Below are 13,983 nucleotides of genomic sequence, written 5' to 3' on the forward strand. Positions count from 1 at the left end.
CCCTACTTCTCGTCGCCGGTGGACAGCGCGGCGACGAAGGCCTCCTGCGGCACGGTCACCGAGCCGATGGCCTTCATGCGCTTCTTGCCGGCCTTCTGCTTCTCGAGCAGCTTGCGCTTACGTGAGATGTCGCCGCCGTAGCACTTGGAGAGCACGTCCTTGCGCACCGCGCGGATGTTCTCGCGCGCGATGATCTTCGAGCCGATGGCGGCCTGGACGGGCACCTCGAACTGCTGGCGCGGGATGAGCTCCTTGAGCTTCTTGGTCATCTTGTTGCCGTACCACTGGGCGGCGTCGCGGTGCACGATCGCGCTGAACGCGTCGACCGGGTCGCCCTGCAGCAGGATGTCGACCTTGACCAGGTCGGCCTCCTGCTCGCCAGCCTCCTCGTAGTTGAGGGAGGCGTAGCCGCGGGTACGGGACTTGAGCATGTCGAAGAAGTCGAAGATGATCTCGCCGAGCGGCATGATGTAGCGCAGCTCGACGCGGTCCTCGGACAGGTAGGACATGTTCTTCATGTCGCCGCGGCGCGACTGGCACAGCTCCATGGTCGGGCCGACGAAGTCACTGGGCACGATGATCGTCATGTCGACGATCGGCTCGTAGACCTCGCGCAGCTTGCCGCCGGGCCAGTCGGAGGGGTTGTGCACGACGTGCTCGGCGCCGGCCTCGTCGACGACGCGGTAGGTCACGCTCGGGGCGGTGGAGATCAGGTCCAGGTCGAACTCGCGCTCCAGGCGGGCACGAGTGATCTCCATGTGCAGCAGGCCGAGGAAGCCGACGCGGAAGCCGAAGCCCAGCGCCACGGAGGTCTCGGGCTCGTAGATGAGCGAGGCGTCGTTGAGCTGCAGCTTCTCCAGCGCATCACGCAGGGCCGGGAAGTCCTCCTGGGAGATCGGGAAGAGCCCGGAGTAGACCATCGGCGAGGGGTCCTGGTAGCCCTGCAGCGGCTCCTCGGCGCCCTTGGCGGCCCAGGTGACGGTGTCGCCGACCTTGGTCTCACGGACGTCCTTGGCGCCGGTGATCAGGTAGCCCACCTCGCCGGGGCCGAGCCCCTTGCAGGCCTTCGGCGTCGGCGAGACGATGCCGATCTCGAGCAGCTCGTGGTCGGCGCCGGTGGCCATCATGCGCGCCTTCTGGCGCGGCTTGAGGGTGCCGTCGATCATGCGCACGTAGGTGACCACGCCCCGGTAGGTGTCGTAGACGGAGTCGAAGATCATCGCGCGCGCCGGGGCGTCAGCGGGCGCGTCGGTGTGCGGCGCGGGGACGTGCTCGCACACGGCGTCGAGAAGCTCGGCCACGCCCTCGCCGGTCTTGCCGGAGACGCGCAGCACGTCCTCGGGCTCGCAGCCGATGATGCCGGCGATCTCGAGGGCGTACTTGTCCGGCTCGGCGGCGGGCAGGTCGATCTTGTTGAGGACCGGGATGATCTCCAGGTCCTTCTCCATGGCCATGTAGAGGTTGGCCAGGGTCTGCGCCTCGATGCCCTGCGCGGCGTCGACCAGCAGGATCGCACCCTCACAGGCGGCGAGCGCGCGGGAGACCTCGTAGGTGAAGTCGACGTGGCCGGGGGTGTCGATCATCTGCAGGACGATCTGCTCGCTCTTCTCCGGCCCGCTGCGCGGCACCCATGGCAGGCGCACGTTCTGCGCCTTGATGGTGATGCCACGTTCGCGCTCGATGTCCATGTTGTCGAGGTACTGGTCGCGCATGTCGCGGGCGGCGACGATGCCGGACAGCTGAAGGATGCGGTCGGCCAGCGTCGACTTGCCGTGGTCGATGTGCGCGATGATGCAGAAGTTCCGGATCCGGGACAGGTCCGTGAACGTCTCCTCGGCGAAATTCGTGGACATGTGCGCTTCGGTCACCTTTCTTCGCTGAACCTGCCCCACTCTACCCAACATGCGGGTATAAGCTAAGCGGTGACGTCGACCGATGTGACGGCGAGTACGCCCAGGTCGTCGACAGAACCAGCCCCGGAACGCACGCGAAGAACCGCCGATGCCCAAACCACCAGCCCGCACCCGCCTCGGGCGGCTGCTGCGCCGCGTACTTCCCGACGCCCCGCCCATCGAGGCCGGGCTGGCCCGCATCAACGCCCGCCTGGGACGCGGCACCCGCGAGGACTACCGCGACCGCGCGCAGGAGGCCGTGCGCGTGCACACCACCGACTCCGTGGCCCGGGCCCTCTACTACGCGCCCGGCATGGACGGGCAGGCCGAGCCGGGCGAGGTCGTCTTCATCTGGGCGCCCTCCGACGGCGCAGACGCCCCGCTGCGCGAGCGGGCGATCCTGGTCGTCGGCCACAACCGCAACACGGTACTGGGGCTTCTCATCTCCCCGAACCCCGAGCACGCCGAGGACGACCGCTGGCTGGGCATCGGCACCGGCGACTTCGACCCCTCCGGGCGCTCCTGCTGGGTGCGCCTGGACCGGGTCCTCGAGGTCTCCGAGCTGGGCATCCGCCGCCAGGGCATCTTCCTGCCGCGCGGGCGCTTCGACCGCATCGCCGCGAAGCTGCGCTCCCGCTACGGCTGGAGCTGAGCCGGCAGGGGCCCGCGTTTTGGGGATCTGCCCCGCGCGCTGCTAGCATTCCCCAGGTTGACCGCGCCACGGGTGCGGTTGCGCCGACCGGATGAGGCGTTCAGGACCTTGGGTTCGCCCGAACGGCCGGTGCCCGGAGCGGACACGCTCCCGGAACGCGTCCAGAACCATTTCGACGTCAAAGAGGTAGTCCCATGGCGAACATCAAGCAGCAGAAGAAGCGCGTCCTGACGAACGAGAAGCGTCGTCAGCGCAACAAGGCGGTCCGCTCCGCGGCCCGCACCGAGATCCGCAAGTTCCGCGAGGCCGTCGAGGCCGGCGACAAGTCCGCCGCCGAGGCCCAGCTGCGCGTCGCGTCGCGCACCCTGGACAAGGCCGTGACCAAGGGCGTCTTCCACCGCAACAACGCGGCGAACAAGAAGTCCAACATGGCCCGTGCCCTGAACAAGCTGGCCTAACGCTCGCCAGAGCCGCAAGAGACCGCCGACGTAACGTCGGCGGTTTTTTCGTGCCTGCACCCGGGTCGGCTCCCGGCCCCTCCCCCGCGGCTAGAAGAGCGCGACTGCACCACGCCAGGCGAGGACGGCGCCGATGAGCAGGAAGATCACGCCGGCGCCGATGTCGATCCACGCGCCCGCGCCGAGCAGCCGGCGGCGCACCGCCTCGGTGGAGACGACGGTGGCCAACAGCCAGAAGTAGGCGATCGAGGGCAGCCAGAGGGCCAGCACGAGCAGCGCGGCCTCGCCGAGGGAGGGATCCGGCGGCAGCAGCGGGCCGACGATCGCGGCGAGGAAGAGCACGATCTTCGGGTTCGACAGGTTGGTCGCCAGCCCGGTGCGCCAGGCGGACCAGGGTGTGCCCAGGGCGGCCGCGGCGGCCTCGGCGTCCGCCGGCGGCTCGCGGCGCTGGCGCAGCCCGGAGGCGGCCATGCCGCGGCCCATGAGCACCAGGAAGACGCCGCCGACGAGCTCGATGACGCGGACGGCGGCCGGGTAGGCGCTGAAGAGCGCGGCGGCGCCGAGGACGGTGGCCGTGATCCAGATCAGCGCGCCGGTCTGCACGCCGGCGACGGCGCGGTAGGCGTGGGCGCGCGAGCGGGTGGCCAGCTGCGTGGTCAGCAGGATGTCCGGACCCGGCGAGGCGACGCCGAGCAGGTTGAGCAGCATCGCCGAGGCGAACTGGGCCCAGGTCACCTCAGTCGGCCCAGGAGGTCCTCGCGGCCGAACATGCGCGCGGTGTCGACGGGGCTGGGGGTGCCCGCGGTGGCCGACGCACCGGCGTCGAGGAGTGCGTCGACGACGTCGTCCTCCTTCTTGAAGATGGCGCCGGCCAGCGGCGCCTGGCCGCGGTCGTTGAGCTTGTCGACGTCCGCGCCACGTTCCACGAGCGCGCGCACGAGTGCGGCCTGGCCCGCGTAGGCGGCGAGCATGAGGAAGGTGTTGCCGTCCTGGTTGGCCAGGTCGACGGGCACGCCCTTGTCGACGTAAACCAGGAGCGTCTCGTCGCCCTCGCGGGCCATGTCGAACAGGCGGCCGGCCAGTTCCTGGACGTCTTCGGGGAGCTCGGGGTTGGTCATGGCAGACACTTTAACCGGCCAGCCGGGCGACGCGGCGCACGGCGTTCTCCACGGCGTACTCGGCCTGGCCGCCCTGACCCTTGACCTCCGCGTCGAGCTCGGCCATGAGGATCACGGCGCGCGAGACGGCCTTTCCGGACCAGCGGCGGGCCACGGGCAGCGTCTTCTTGATCACGAAGGGGTGGGCGCCGAGCTCGCGGGCCAGGGCGGTCTCGTCGGCCCGGCCCCGCGTGGAGTACAGGCGGGCGATCATGCCGACCTTGTTGCTCAGCGCCGAGGCGATGGTCACGGGGTTCTCGCCGAGCTGGAGGGCGCGGCGCACGGCCGCCACGGCGCGGGAGGTCTGGCCGGAGACGGCCCAGTCGGCGATGTCGAAGTTGGAGACCTCGGCGACCCCGGCGTAGTAGGCGCGCACCACGGCGGTGGTCACGGGCCCGTCGGCGTCCTCGACGAGCTGCTCGACGGCGATGGCCAGCTCGCGCGGGTCGGAGCCCACACCCTCGAGGACGGCGCGCACGACGTCGGGGGCGACCTGGGCGCCGTGCTCGCGGAACTCGCGGTTAACCCAGCTGTGCAGATCGCGCTGCTTGATCTCGTCGGCGGGCCAGACGTGGGCGATCTTGGCGAGCTTCTGGGCCATCTTCTTCGTGCGGCCCTTGCCGGTGTGCTCGACGACGAGGTAGATGCCGGGGCCGGGGTCGACGGCGGCCTTCAGGATCTGCTCGGCGGCCTCGTCGCCGGCCCTGTCGGCGTCGTGGAGGACCACGATGCGGTCGTCACCGAAGAGCGACGGGGAGAGCACCCCGAGCAGCTCGGCGGCGGTGACGTCCCCGGCGCGCATGTCGGTGACCGTGATCCCCTCGCGCCCGCCGCGGATCTGCCCGATGATCGCCTCCCGCGCGCGTTCGGCCAGGAACGTCTCCGGTCCCAGGATCAGGTGCACCTGCTCGTCCATGGCCACCATCGTGCCACACCCCCTCCGCGGCGCCGGGTCAGGAGTACGAAGACGACCCACCCGTAGCAGACGACCACCCACAGGGGGCCTGCGGCAACGGTGGCCAGGGGCAGCTCGGCCAGCGCCACGGCGACGCGGTGGATCCACCAGGTGCACGGCTCGAGCAGGACAAGCGGGACGGCCTCGAGGCCGCCGGGCAGGACGGCGAGCCCGGCGGCGATAAGCCCGAGGACGGTCACCGGGGCCACGGCGGGGGCGACGAGCACGTTGGCGGCCACGGAGACCAGCGAGACGCGCCCGGCCATCCCGGCGATCAGCGGCATGGTCACCACGTCGGCGGCCAGCGCCACGCACGCCGCGCGGGTCAGGGCGTCGGGCAGCCAGGGGCGGGCCAGCGCGCGGTAGAGGGCGGGGAAGACGGCGACGATGCCGGCGGTGGCGGCCACCGAGAGCGCGAAGCCCCACTGCGCGGCCAGCCCCGGGTCGACGAGCAGCAGGACGAGGACGGCCAGGCAGAGCCCGTGGGCGGGCTCCAGGCGCGCGGAGCCGATGACGGCGAGCAGGCCGACCGAGCCGGTGGCCGCGGCACGCAGGACGGACGGTTCGGTGCCGACGAGGGCCACGAAGACGACGAGCGCGGCGAAGGCGGCGCCGACCTGCACACGCGGGCCCAGGCCGACAAGGCGCACGACGAGGAAGGCCGCGGCGGTGACGACGGTGACGTTGGCCCCGGAGACGGCGGTCAGGTGGGTCAGGCCGGTGTCGATGTAAGCCTGCTCCTCGGCCGGGGTCATCAGCGAGGTGTCGCCTAAGACCATGCCGGGCACCAGCCCGCGGGAGGACTCGCCCACGTGGGCCTCGGAGGCGGCGCGCAGCGCCGCGCGGACCCCGGCGACCCAGCCGGCGTGGCCGGTGGGCTCGCCGGTCTCGAGGGAGCCTGCGGTGCCGGTGTAGCCGGCCAGGCCGGGCGACTCGTCGGCCCGCCAGCGCACGTCCGCGGTGACCTGGGTGCCGGCGGGCAGGTGGGAAAGCTCCTCGTCGCGCAAGAAGACCGGTAGCGGGGCGGGGCGGTCGGGCACCCGGATGCGCAGCAGCCAGAGCCCGGCGTCAATCTGGCGGGCCGGGGCGGCCAGGGTGCCGGTGACCTCGGCGGGCGGGCGCACCGCGGCGCGCGCGGCGCTCACGGCGGTGACCACGGTCTGCGCGGCACCGGCGGCGGCCACGAGTATCGCCTGGCCCGGCGCGCGCAGGTACCAGGCGGCACCGGCGGCCAGGGCGGTGATGAGGAGGGCGGGCCACCAGGTGGCCGTGAGGATGGCGAGGGCGACCGCCCAGGCCAGGAGGGCCGCCGGGGCCAGGCGCAGCTCGCTCACAGCGTGACCTGGTCGCGCAGCGCCTCGAGCTTGGCCGGGCCGATGCCGCGGACCTCGGTGAGCTGGTCGATGGAGGTGAACCCGCCGATGGACTCGCGGTGCTCGACGATGGCGGCGGCGGTGACCTCGCCGACGCCCTGGAGGGTGGTCAGCTCGGCGGCGTCCGCGGAGTTGAGCGAGACGGCACCTCCGCCGCCTGAGCCGCCACCCGACCCACCGGAGGGACCGGGCGCCGGCGCCGGCTCCGGGACCGGCTCGCCCGGGGCGGGGACGACGAGCTGCTCGCCGTCGGTCAGCCGCTGGGCGAGGTTGACCGCCCCGGGGTCCACGCCCTCGAGCGCGCCGGCGGCCTCGAGCGCGTCGGCGGCACGTGCCCCGGGCGGCAGGGTGACGAGACCCGGGCGCGCGACGTGGCCGACCACGGAGACCACCAGTTCGCCGCTGCTCCCGGCTTCGCCGGGGGCAGCCGTGGCGGAGAGGGGTGGGACGGGCACACCGGAGGCGGGCGCGGCGTCGGAAATCTCTTTCTCGGGGCCGGAGGAGACGATCAACCAGACGACGACGGCTACGGCGAGGACGGCGGCGACGAGCGCGCCCTGGCGGGCGGTGACGCGCAGGCGCGGGGCCGGGTAGGCGACGCGCATCAGGTCTTCCTCGCCGGTGGGCCGGGCCAGCTCGCCGAGGCGGTCTGCGACGGACTTCATGGCCGTGACGCTAGGCGGCCGGACGGTCCCGCGGCGTGCGGGCGGAGCGCGGCTGTGGATGGTGCGGGTCCATCCACAAGCTCACAGGCCGAGGTCGAGATCCTTCAGGTGGTTGGAGTAGACGACGCTGACGCCCAGCGAGCCGGGGCCGGCGTGGACGGCGAGGACGTCGCTGAGCTCGACCATCATCACCGTGGAACCCTCGGGGAGGACCTCCTCGAGCATCTCGGAGAGGCGACGGCCGGACTCGCGGGCCTCGTTCTCCTGGATGGCGACGAAGACGGGCTCGCCCTCGGCGCCCTCGAGGATGAGCTCGACGAGCCTGCTGAAGGCCTTGGTCTGGGTGCGCGTCTTGGCTGCCAGCTCGATCTTGCCGTCCTCGATGCGCATGATCGGCTTGCTGGCCAGCGCCGTGGAGAGCACCGCCGTGGCCGTCGAGATGCGGCCCGAACGGCGCAGCTCGTCGAGGCGGTGCAGGTAGACCCACGTCGCCGAACGGTCGAGGATGTCGACGGCCAGCGCGTAGCACTCGTCGAGGCCCGCGCCGTCCTGGGCCAGGCGGGCGGCGGCCATCGCCGCGGCGCCGACGGCCATGCCGACCGCGCCGGTGTCGACCACGCGCACCGCGTCGTCGAAGATGGCCGCGGCGGCCACCGCCGAGGACCACGTGGAGCTGAGCTCCTTGGACAGGTGCAGAGCCACCACGCCGTCGTCGCCGCCGCGCTCGAGCTGGCGGGCGTAGGCCGCGCACAGCTCCAGCGAGGACAGGCCCGCGGTGGAGGCGCCCTCGTCGGTGCTCATCACGTGCAGGTCGATGACGGTGATGCCGAGCTCCTCGGCCACGCCCGGGGGCAGTCCGGCCGAGGAGTCGGTGACGATGCGCACGCTCACCGGGCGCTCCCCTCCCCCATGTCGACGTTGCCCTCGACCGCGCCGGTGGAACCGAGGTTCCAGCCGTCGAGGTACCACTGGGCGTCCCCGACGGTCTCCGGGGTGAATGCGGCGCCGGCGGCGGGTTCCTCCGGGCGGTAGCGCGGGCGGGCGGTCAGCTGCACCCAGCAGCCGTTGCCCAGGCCCGAGAGCAGCGGGTACTGGTCCACCGCGAAGCCGAGCAGGTCCGAGGTCAGCGCGGAGATCGCCCCGCCGTGCGCGACGACGAGCAGCGCGGAATCCTCCCACTCCGGCCAGGCGGCCATCTCCTCGTCGATGACGGGGCGGGCGCGGCGGGCGACGTCCAGGCGCGACTCGCCGCCGGGCGGGGCCCAGGAGGCGTCGTGGCGCCAGTGGGCGCGCGCGCCGGGCAGCTCGGCGTCGACCTCGGCGCCGGTGCGGCCCTGCCACTCGCCCAGGTGGGTCTCGCGCAGGCGGGCGTCGCGGCGCACCTCGAGGCCGAGCGCCTCGCCGATCGCCTCGGCCGTGGTGGCCGCGCGCTCCAGGTCGGAGGAGAGGATCCGTCTGATGCCCGCGCCGCGCAGCAGCTCGGCGGCCCGGCGCGCCTGCCCGCGGCCGGTCTCGGAGAGCTCGGTGTCGATATGGCCCTGCATCCGCCGGGTCGCATTGTAGGTGGTCTGCCCGTGGCGGACCATGATCAGTCGCCTGCCCATGGAAGGCTTCCGGCTAGAAGCCCACGCCGGGGGCCTCGGCGGCCAGCGGCAGGTCCTCGACGGACTCGGCGTCCTTCGGGTCGACCTCGTCGGCCCAGCGGCCGGGGCGCTCGGGCGGCTCGAGGCCCTCGACCTCGATGAGCGGGCAGTCGCGGTAGAGGCGGTCCAGGCCGTAGAACTCGCGCTCCGCGGTGCGCTGGACGTGCACGACGACTCCGCCGTAGTCGAGGAGGACCCAGAGGTACTCGCGGTTTCCCTCGCGGCGCAGCGGCTCGGCGCCGGCCTCGGACATCGCGTCCTCGACGGCCTCGACGATCGCGCGCACCTGGGGCTCATTGCCGGCGGAGGCGATCACGAAGGCGTCGCTGATGGCCAGGACGTCGGAGACGTCGATGACGGCGGTGTTCTCGGCCTGCTTGTCGTCGGCGGCCAGTGCCGCCACGGACGCGAGCCGACGGGATTCCTCGGAGACAGTCACTCAGTTCCTCTTGTCTAGGGATAGGGTTGTTCACCCCGATCTTTGCACGTCGTCACTGGCGCCGCGAATGCGGGCTGGTCAGACGGTCCTCGCCGGCGGTCGAATAGAGCCGGCGCTTGGCGATGTACTGCACCACCCCGTCGGGCACCAGGTACCAGACCGGGGCACCCGCGGCGGCGCGCTCGCGGCAGTCGGTCGAGGAGATCGCCAGGGCCGGCACGTCGACCAGGGAGACGTGCTCGCGGTGCACCTCGGGCACGACGGCCTCGTCGAGCTCGTAGCCGGGGCGGGTGACTCCGATGAAGTGGGCGAGGTCGAGCATGGACTCCCAGTCGTGCCAGGTGACGATCGAGCGCATGGCGTCCGCGCCGGTGATGAAGAACAGCTCGGCGTCCGGGAACTGAGCGCGCAGGTCCGTCAGGGTGTCCACGGTGTAGGTGGGCCCGCCGCGGTCGATGTCGACGCGGCTGACAGAGAACCGCGGGTTCGAGGCGGTGGCGATGACCGTCATCAGGTAGCGGTCCTCGGCGTCGGAGACCTGACGGTCCGCCTTCTGCCACGGATTGCCCGTGGGCACGAAGATGACCTTGTCCAGCGCGAAGCGGTGGGCGACCTCGCTGGCGGCGACGAGGTGGCCGTGGTGGATCGGGTCGAAGGTGCCGCCCATGATGCCGACACGCTGGCGCGCTGCGCCGTTCGGGCTAGTCATGGAACGGAACTATACGTTTCCGTCGACCATGCGTGCCAGGGCGTCGGCGACCTCCGCCTCGCGCGGGGCGTGCTCCGGGCGGCCGGTGAAGTAGGTGTCGTGCGGGCCGCCGCCGTCGCCCAGGGCGAGCGCGGCGGCCTCCGCGGAGAAGTCGCAGCTGAAGTCCTTGGGCAGGCAGTACTCCACGCGCTCGACCTCGCCGGCGGGCACGCGCGGGGTGCCCATGAGCTCCGGCAGCCCGCGCAGGGCTCCGCGGGGCGCGTGCGGGTCGCCGAGGTAGATCACCCCGCGCAGCCGGCCCTGCGCGTGCAGGCGGGCCTCCAGGCCGGTGAGCACCGTCGCGCCCTGCGAGTAGCCGAGCAGCACGTAGTCGGGCCGGCAGCCGGTCTCGGCCTCGCGGCGCTCAAGGTGGCCGGGCAGCGCCTCGATCGTCGCGCGCGGGTCGGTGGCGTGGACCTGGCCGAGCTCCGGGATCACCTCGAGGGCGCGCCGTGCCGTGTCTGCGGGGCTGAGCTGCTCGCCCTCCTCGGCCAGCTGTGGCAGGCCCAGGGTGGCCGGGTAGACCTCGCGGTCGAGCGCAATGAGCTCGGCACGCGAGGAGAGTCCCGGGTGGCGGGCTTCGGCGAGGTCGAGCAGCCCGCGCAGGGTCTCCCCCTCGTCGCCGAAGTCGGGGTCGGTCTGGTCCGTGCCGCGGGCGGCGACGACCGCGACGTCGCGGCAGGTCTCGGGCGCGGGCGCAGCAGGCGTGGGCGCGGCGGCGTCGGCCACGGGAGCGACGGTCCCGGCGAGGACCAGCGCGCTGGCGGCGGCGAGAGCGGCTCTTCTGGCGGTGGCGGCGAGGTTCATCAGATCAGGGCCGGGTCTGGCCGTCCCCCTCGAGGATCCACTTGGTGCTGGTCAGCTCCGGCAGGGCCATGGGGCCGCGGGCGTGCAGCTTCTGGGTGGAGATGCCGATCTCGGCGCCCATGTCGTACTGCTCGCCGTCGGTGAAGGCCGTCGAGGCGTTGACCATGACGGCCGCGGCGTCGACCTCGGCGGTGAAGCGCTCGCAGACCCGGCGCGACTCGGCGCAGACGGCCTCGGTGTGCCCCGTGGTCCAGCGCGCGATGTGCGCGATGGCCCCGTCCACGCCGTCGACGACGGCGCAGGCGATGTCCATCGACAGGTACTCCTCGCCCCAGTCGTGCTCGTCGGCGGCGACGAGGTCGCGGGCGCCGAAGGCGGCGAGCTGGTCGACGTCGCCGTGCACGGTGACCCCCGCCTCCTGGAGGGCGCGCACCACGGCGAGCTGCGCGGCGTCGTCAAGCGAGGAGTCGAGCAGGACGGTCTCGGTGGCGTTGCACACCGACGGCCGGCGCGTCTTGCCGTTGAGCACAATGGCGATGGCCTGCTCGAGGTCGGCGGAGGCGTCGACGTAGACGTGGCAGTTGCCGGTGCCGGTCTCGATGGCGGGCACCGTGGCACCCAGCACGACGGTCTCGATGAGCTTCGCGCTGCCGCGCGGGATGACGACGTCGACGAGCCCGCGGGCGGTGACCAGGTCGCGCACGGAGCCGTGGGACTCGCACGGCAGCAGGTGGACGGCCTCGCGGGGCAGGCCGGAGGCCTCGAGGGCGTCGCGCAGCACGGCGACCAGGGCCTCGTTGGAGCGCCGGGCCGAGCGCGAGCCGCGCAGGAGCGCGACGTTGCCGGCCTTGAGGGCGAGCCCGAAGGCGTCGACGGTGACGTTGGGGCGGGCCTCGTAGACCATGCCCATCACGCCGAGGGGCACGCGCACGCGGCGCATGCGGATGCCGTTGCCCATCACGTGCCCGCCGAGGACCTCGCCGACGGGATCGGTGAGCGCGGCGACCTGGCGGAGGCCGACGGCCATGCCGGAGACCCGGACGGCGTCGAGGCTGAGGCGGTCGATCAGCGACTCGTTCATCCCGGCGGCACGGCCGGCCTCGACGTCGGCGGCGTTGGCGGCGAGGACCTCGTCGGTGCGCACCTCGAGGGCGTCGGCGGCGGCGTGCAGCGCGGCGTTCTTCTCGTCGCTGCTCAGCCAGGCGATCGCGGGGGCGACGGCGCGCGCGGCGCGGGCGGCGGCGAGCACCTCCTCGCGTTCGCGGCGGCGCTCGGGGGTCTCGTCGTGGGTCTGGTCGGCGGTCATGGCCCACGAGTGTAGTGCGCCCGGCGGGCCCGGGGCTCAGTACTGGGCGGCGACGTCGACCTCGGTGGGCATGCGCTCGCCGGCCTCGAAGGCGGCGATGTTCTCCAGGGTGCGCGGGCCGGTGACCCGGTGCATGTTGGGCAGCGTGTTCGCGGTGTGCGGGGTGATCAGCACGTTGTCCATCGCCCACAGCGGATGGTCCTCGGGCAGCGGCTCCGGGTCGGTGACGTCCAGGCCCGCCCCACCCAGGTGACCGGAGGCGAGCGCGGCGACCAGGGCGTCGGTGTCGACGGTGCCGCCGCGGCCGGTGTTGACCACGATGCAGCCGGCCTTGAGGGCGGCCAGCAGGTCGGCGTCGACGACGCCGCGGGTGGCGTCCGTGAGCGGCAGCAGGTTGACCAGCACGTCGGTGCGGCCCCACACGGCGTCGCCGGTCTCAGAGAGCGCCACCGTCTCGTGGGCGCCGGGGACCTCGCGCCCGGAGGTGTTGACGGCGATGACGTGGGTGTGGAACGGCTCGAGCATCTCGATGAGGCGCTCGCCGATGCCGCCGGCGCCGAGCACGGTCACGGTCATCTCGTGGAAGAGGAAGCGGGAGCGGGCCTGGATGCGCGGCACGACGTCGAAGGAGCCGGCCTGGGTGGCCAGCTTGTGCTCGTGCAGCACGCCGAGGAGCAGGCCGAGGGTCGACTCGGCCACGCTGTCGGCGTACCAGCCGGCCGCGTTGGCCCAGCGCACCTTCGGGTCGAGCTGGCCGTTTCTCACCAGCGCGTCGAGGCCGGCGAAGGCGGTCTGGACGAACCTGATGTTGTCGGGCAGCTCCGGGAAGGCGTCCCAGTAGCCGGTGTAGAGCAGGAAGTCCGCCTGGTCGAGGTCCTCGACGCGCTCGTGGCCGGCGGCGGCGAGGTCCGCCTCGGTCTCCTCCCAGGGCTCGGGCAGCATGACGTATCTCATGGCTCTCAGTATCCCGCCTCGACGTCGACCTCGGTGGGCATGGTCTCCCCGGCGGCGAAAGCGGCGGCGTTGGCCACGATCTGCGGGCCGATCAGGTGGCGCGCCACCCGGTCGGTGGCGGCGATGTGCGGGGAGATGGTGCAGTTGGGCAGCGCCCACAGCGGGTGGCCGTCCGGCAGCGGCTCCGGGTCGGTCACGTCGAGGCCGGCGCCGGCGATCTCGCCGTCGCGCAGGGCCGCGGCCAGGGCGTCGGTGTCCACGAGCGGGCCGCGGCCGACGTTGACCAGCACCGCGGAGTCCTTCATGCAGCGCAGCACGGCGGCGTCGACGAGGCCGCGGGTCGACCCGGTCAGGGGCGCGGAGAGCACGACGGCGTCGGCGCGCGACCAGAACTCCCCGTCGGCGTAGGCCTCGGCGGCCGCCAGCGTCTCGTCGGCGCCGGGCACCTCGCGCCCGGAGTTGTTGACGGCGATGATGCGGCAGCCGAAGGGCTCGAGTAGCTCCATCAGCGCCCGGGCGATGCCGCCGGCGCCGACGAGGGCGACGGTGGGCCCGCGGAAGAGCCAGCCCTGGGCGGCGTCGAGGTCCCAGCGCGCGTCGAAGGAGGCCGCGAGTGCGGCGGCCTTGTGCTGGTGCAGCTGGGAGAGCAGCAGCGCCAGGGCGGTCTCGGCGACGGGGCGGGCGTAGACGCCGCCGGCGTTGGCCCAGCGCACCGAGCCGTCGATCACACCGGCGCCGATGAGGTGCTCCACGCCGGCGAAGACGTACTGGACGAAGCCGACCGACTCGGGCAGGCGCGGGAAGCCGTTTGCGCCGCCGGACCAGACGAGGAACTCGGCCTCGTCGAGGTCGCGGGCGTATTCGTGGCCGGCCGCCTCGAGTTCGGCGACGGGTTCGGGCCAGACGGCGGGCAGCATGGTGAACTTCATGCCGC

The 13,983-nt window shown here is 72.8% G+C and carries 16 protein-coding genes; 2 read left to right on the forward strand and 14 right to left on the reverse strand.

Annotation, left to right across the window (positions count from 1 at the left end; all coding sequences use genetic code 11):
- Nucleotides 1-2: 2 nt before the first annotated feature.
- A complete protein-coding gene (gene lepA / locus QQA02_RS02300) occupies nucleotides 3-1,853 on the reverse strand; it encodes a translation elongation factor 4 (protein WP_284773498.1) in 1,851 nt (616 codons plus the stop codon).
- Nucleotides 1,854-2,001: 148 nt separating this feature from the next.
- On the opposite strand from lepA, the gene QQA02_RS02305 reads away from it, so the two are divergent.
- Together QQA02_RS02305 and rpsT are read left to right on the forward strand one after the other, a co-directional pair.
- Nucleotides 2,002-2,544, forward strand: a complete 543-nt coding sequence (locus QQA02_RS02305) for a hypothetical protein (protein ID WP_284773499.1) — start codon at nucleotides 2,002-2,004, stop codon at nucleotides 2,542-2,544.
- A 194-nt stretch (nucleotides 2,545-2,738) separates the two neighbouring features.
- Nucleotides 2,739-3,002 (forward strand): 30S ribosomal protein S20, encoded by a 264-nt coding sequence (gene rpsT / locus QQA02_RS02310; protein WP_075664344.1) that lies wholly within the window; start codon nucleotides 2,739-2,741, stop codon nucleotides 3,000-3,002.
- Between the two features lie 90 nt (nucleotides 3,003-3,092).
- Here the strand turns inward: rpsT and QQA02_RS02315 are convergent, their stop codons facing one another.
- The 13 genes from QQA02_RS02315 to QQA02_RS02375 all read right to left on the reverse strand — a co-directional run bounded on the left by QQA02_RS02315 (nucleotide 3,093) and on the right by QQA02_RS02375 (nucleotide 13,978).
- Nucleotides 3,093-3,737, reverse strand: coding sequence for a LysE family translocator (locus QQA02_RS02315; protein WP_284863170.1), 645 nt, complete (start codon nucleotides 3,735-3,737; stop codon nucleotides 3,093-3,095).
- Nucleotides 3,734-4,120 carry an ankyrin repeat domain-containing protein gene (locus QQA02_RS02320; protein WP_284863171.1) on the reverse strand — a complete coding sequence of 129 codons (387 nt, stop codon included), beginning with the start codon at nucleotides 4,118-4,120 and terminating at the stop codon, nucleotides 3,734-3,736. Before QQA02_RS02320 ends, QQA02_RS02315 begins: the two co-directional genes overlap by 4 nt.
- 10 nt (nucleotides 4,121-4,130) lie before the next feature.
- Entirely contained in the window at nucleotides 4,131-5,075 is a 945-nt protein-coding gene (gene holA, locus QQA02_RS02325; protein WP_284863173.1) for a DNA polymerase III subunit delta, read from the reverse strand.
- Nucleotides 5,054-6,448, reverse strand: coding sequence for a ComEC/Rec2 family competence protein (locus QQA02_RS02330; RefSeq protein WP_284863175.1), 1,395 nt, complete (start codon nucleotides 6,446-6,448; stop codon nucleotides 5,054-5,056). Before QQA02_RS02330 ends, holA begins: the two co-directional genes overlap by 22 nt.
- Nucleotides 6,445-7,152, reverse strand: a complete 708-nt coding sequence (locus tag QQA02_RS02335) for a ComEA family DNA-binding protein (protein ID WP_284863177.1) — start codon at nucleotides 7,150-7,152, stop codon at nucleotides 6,445-6,447. Before QQA02_RS02335 ends, QQA02_RS02330 begins: the two co-directional genes overlap by 4 nt.
- A gap of 81 nt (nucleotides 7,153-7,233) precedes the next feature.
- Complete coding sequence (locus tag QQA02_RS02340; RefSeq protein ID WP_284773506.1) at nucleotides 7,234-8,043, reverse strand: DegV family protein; 810 nt, start codon at nucleotides 8,041-8,043, stop codon at nucleotides 7,234-7,236.
- Nucleotides 8,040-8,756, reverse strand: coding sequence for a histidine phosphatase family protein (locus QQA02_RS02345; protein WP_284863178.1), 717 nt, complete (start codon nucleotides 8,754-8,756; stop codon nucleotides 8,040-8,042). The genes QQA02_RS02340 and QQA02_RS02345 overlap by 4 nt, the downstream gene beginning before the upstream one ends.
- Nucleotides 8,757-8,769: 13 nt before the next feature.
- A complete protein-coding gene (gene rsfS, locus QQA02_RS02350; protein WP_284773508.1) occupies nucleotides 8,770-9,234 on the reverse strand; it encodes a ribosome silencing factor in 465 nt (154 codons plus the stop codon).
- 52 nt (nucleotides 9,235-9,286) lie between these two features.
- Complete coding sequence (nadD, locus tag QQA02_RS02355) at nucleotides 9,287-9,943, reverse strand: nicotinate-nucleotide adenylyltransferase (protein ID WP_284773509.1); 657 nt, start codon at nucleotides 9,941-9,943, stop codon at nucleotides 9,287-9,289.
- 9 nt (nucleotides 9,944-9,952) lie between these two features.
- Nucleotides 9,953-10,789: an alpha/beta hydrolase family protein gene (locus QQA02_RS02360; protein ID WP_284773511.1), complete on the reverse strand. Its 837-nt coding sequence runs from the start codon at nucleotides 10,787-10,789 to the stop codon at nucleotides 9,953-9,955.
- 4 nt (nucleotides 10,790-10,793) lie between these two features.
- Nucleotides 10,794-12,095, reverse strand: coding sequence for a glutamate-5-semialdehyde dehydrogenase (locus QQA02_RS02365; protein WP_284863181.1), 1,302 nt, complete (start codon nucleotides 12,093-12,095; stop codon nucleotides 10,794-10,796).
- Nucleotides 12,096-12,131: 36 nt separating this feature from the next.
- Nucleotides 12,132-13,049 carry a D-isomer specific 2-hydroxyacid dehydrogenase family protein gene (locus QQA02_RS02370; RefSeq protein ID WP_284863182.1) on the reverse strand — a complete coding sequence of 306 codons (918 nt, stop codon included), beginning with the start codon at nucleotides 13,047-13,049 and terminating at the stop codon, nucleotides 12,132-12,134.
- A 5-nt stretch (nucleotides 13,050-13,054) separates the two neighbouring features.
- The gene (locus tag QQA02_RS02375; protein ID WP_284863183.1) at nucleotides 13,055-13,978 is read right to left on the reverse strand and encodes a D-isomer specific 2-hydroxyacid dehydrogenase family protein; all 924 of its coding nucleotides are present in this window, start codon (nucleotides 13,976-13,978) and stop codon (nucleotides 13,055-13,057) included.
- Nucleotides 13,979-13,983: the final 5 nt, after the last annotated feature.

Origin of the sequence: Corynebacterium sp. MSK006 (assembly GCF_030232385.1) — a bacterium.
Taxonomy (GTDB): Bacteria; Actinomycetota; Actinomycetes; order Mycobacteriales; family Mycobacteriaceae; genus Corynebacterium; species Corynebacterium frankenforstense_A.

Bases quoted from the DNA above. Each gene is read 5' to 3' on its own strand.
- lepA (WP_284773498.1), bottom strand. From the start codon at position 1,853: ATGTCCACGAATTTCGCCGAGGAGACGTTCACGGACCTGTCCCGGATC.
- QQA02_RS02305 (WP_284773499.1), top strand. From the start codon at position 2,002: ATGCCCAAACCACCAGCCCGCACCCGCCTCGGGCGGCTGCTGCGCCGC.
- rpsT (WP_075664344.1), top strand. From the start codon at position 2,739: ATGGCGAACATCAAGCAGCAGAAGAAGCGCGTCCTGACGAACGAGAAG.
- QQA02_RS02320 (WP_284863171.1), bottom strand. From the start codon at position 4,120: ATGACCAACCCCGAGCTCCCCGAAGACGTCCAGGAACTGGCCGGCCGC.
- holA (WP_284863173.1), bottom strand. From the start codon at position 5,075: ATGGACGAGCAGGTGCACCTGATCCTGGGACCGGAGACGTTCCTGGCC.
- QQA02_RS02335 (WP_284863177.1), bottom strand. From the start codon at position 7,152: ATGAAGTCCGTCGCAGACCGCCTCGGCGAGCTGGCCCGGCCCACCGGC.
- QQA02_RS02345 (WP_284863178.1), bottom strand. From the start codon at position 8,756: ATGGGCAGGCGACTGATCATGGTCCGCCACGGGCAGACCACCTACAAT.
- nadD (WP_284773509.1), bottom strand. From the start codon at position 9,943: ATGACTAGCCCGAACGGCGCAGCGCGCCAGCGTGTCGGCATCATGGGC.
- QQA02_RS02360 (WP_284773511.1), bottom strand. From the start codon at position 10,789: ATGAACCTCGCCGCCACCGCCAGAAGAGCCGCTCTCGCCGCCGCCAGC.
- QQA02_RS02365 (WP_284863181.1), bottom strand. From the start codon at position 12,095: ATGACCGCCGACCAGACCCACGACGAGACCCCCGAGCGCCGCCGCGAA.
- QQA02_RS02370 (WP_284863182.1), bottom strand. From the start codon at position 13,049: ATGAGATACGTCATGCTGCCCGAGCCCTGGGAGGAGACCGAGGCGGAC.
- QQA02_RS02375 (WP_284863183.1), bottom strand. From the start codon at position 13,978: ATGAAGTTCACCATGCTGCCCGCCGTCTGGCCCGAACCCGTCGCCGAA.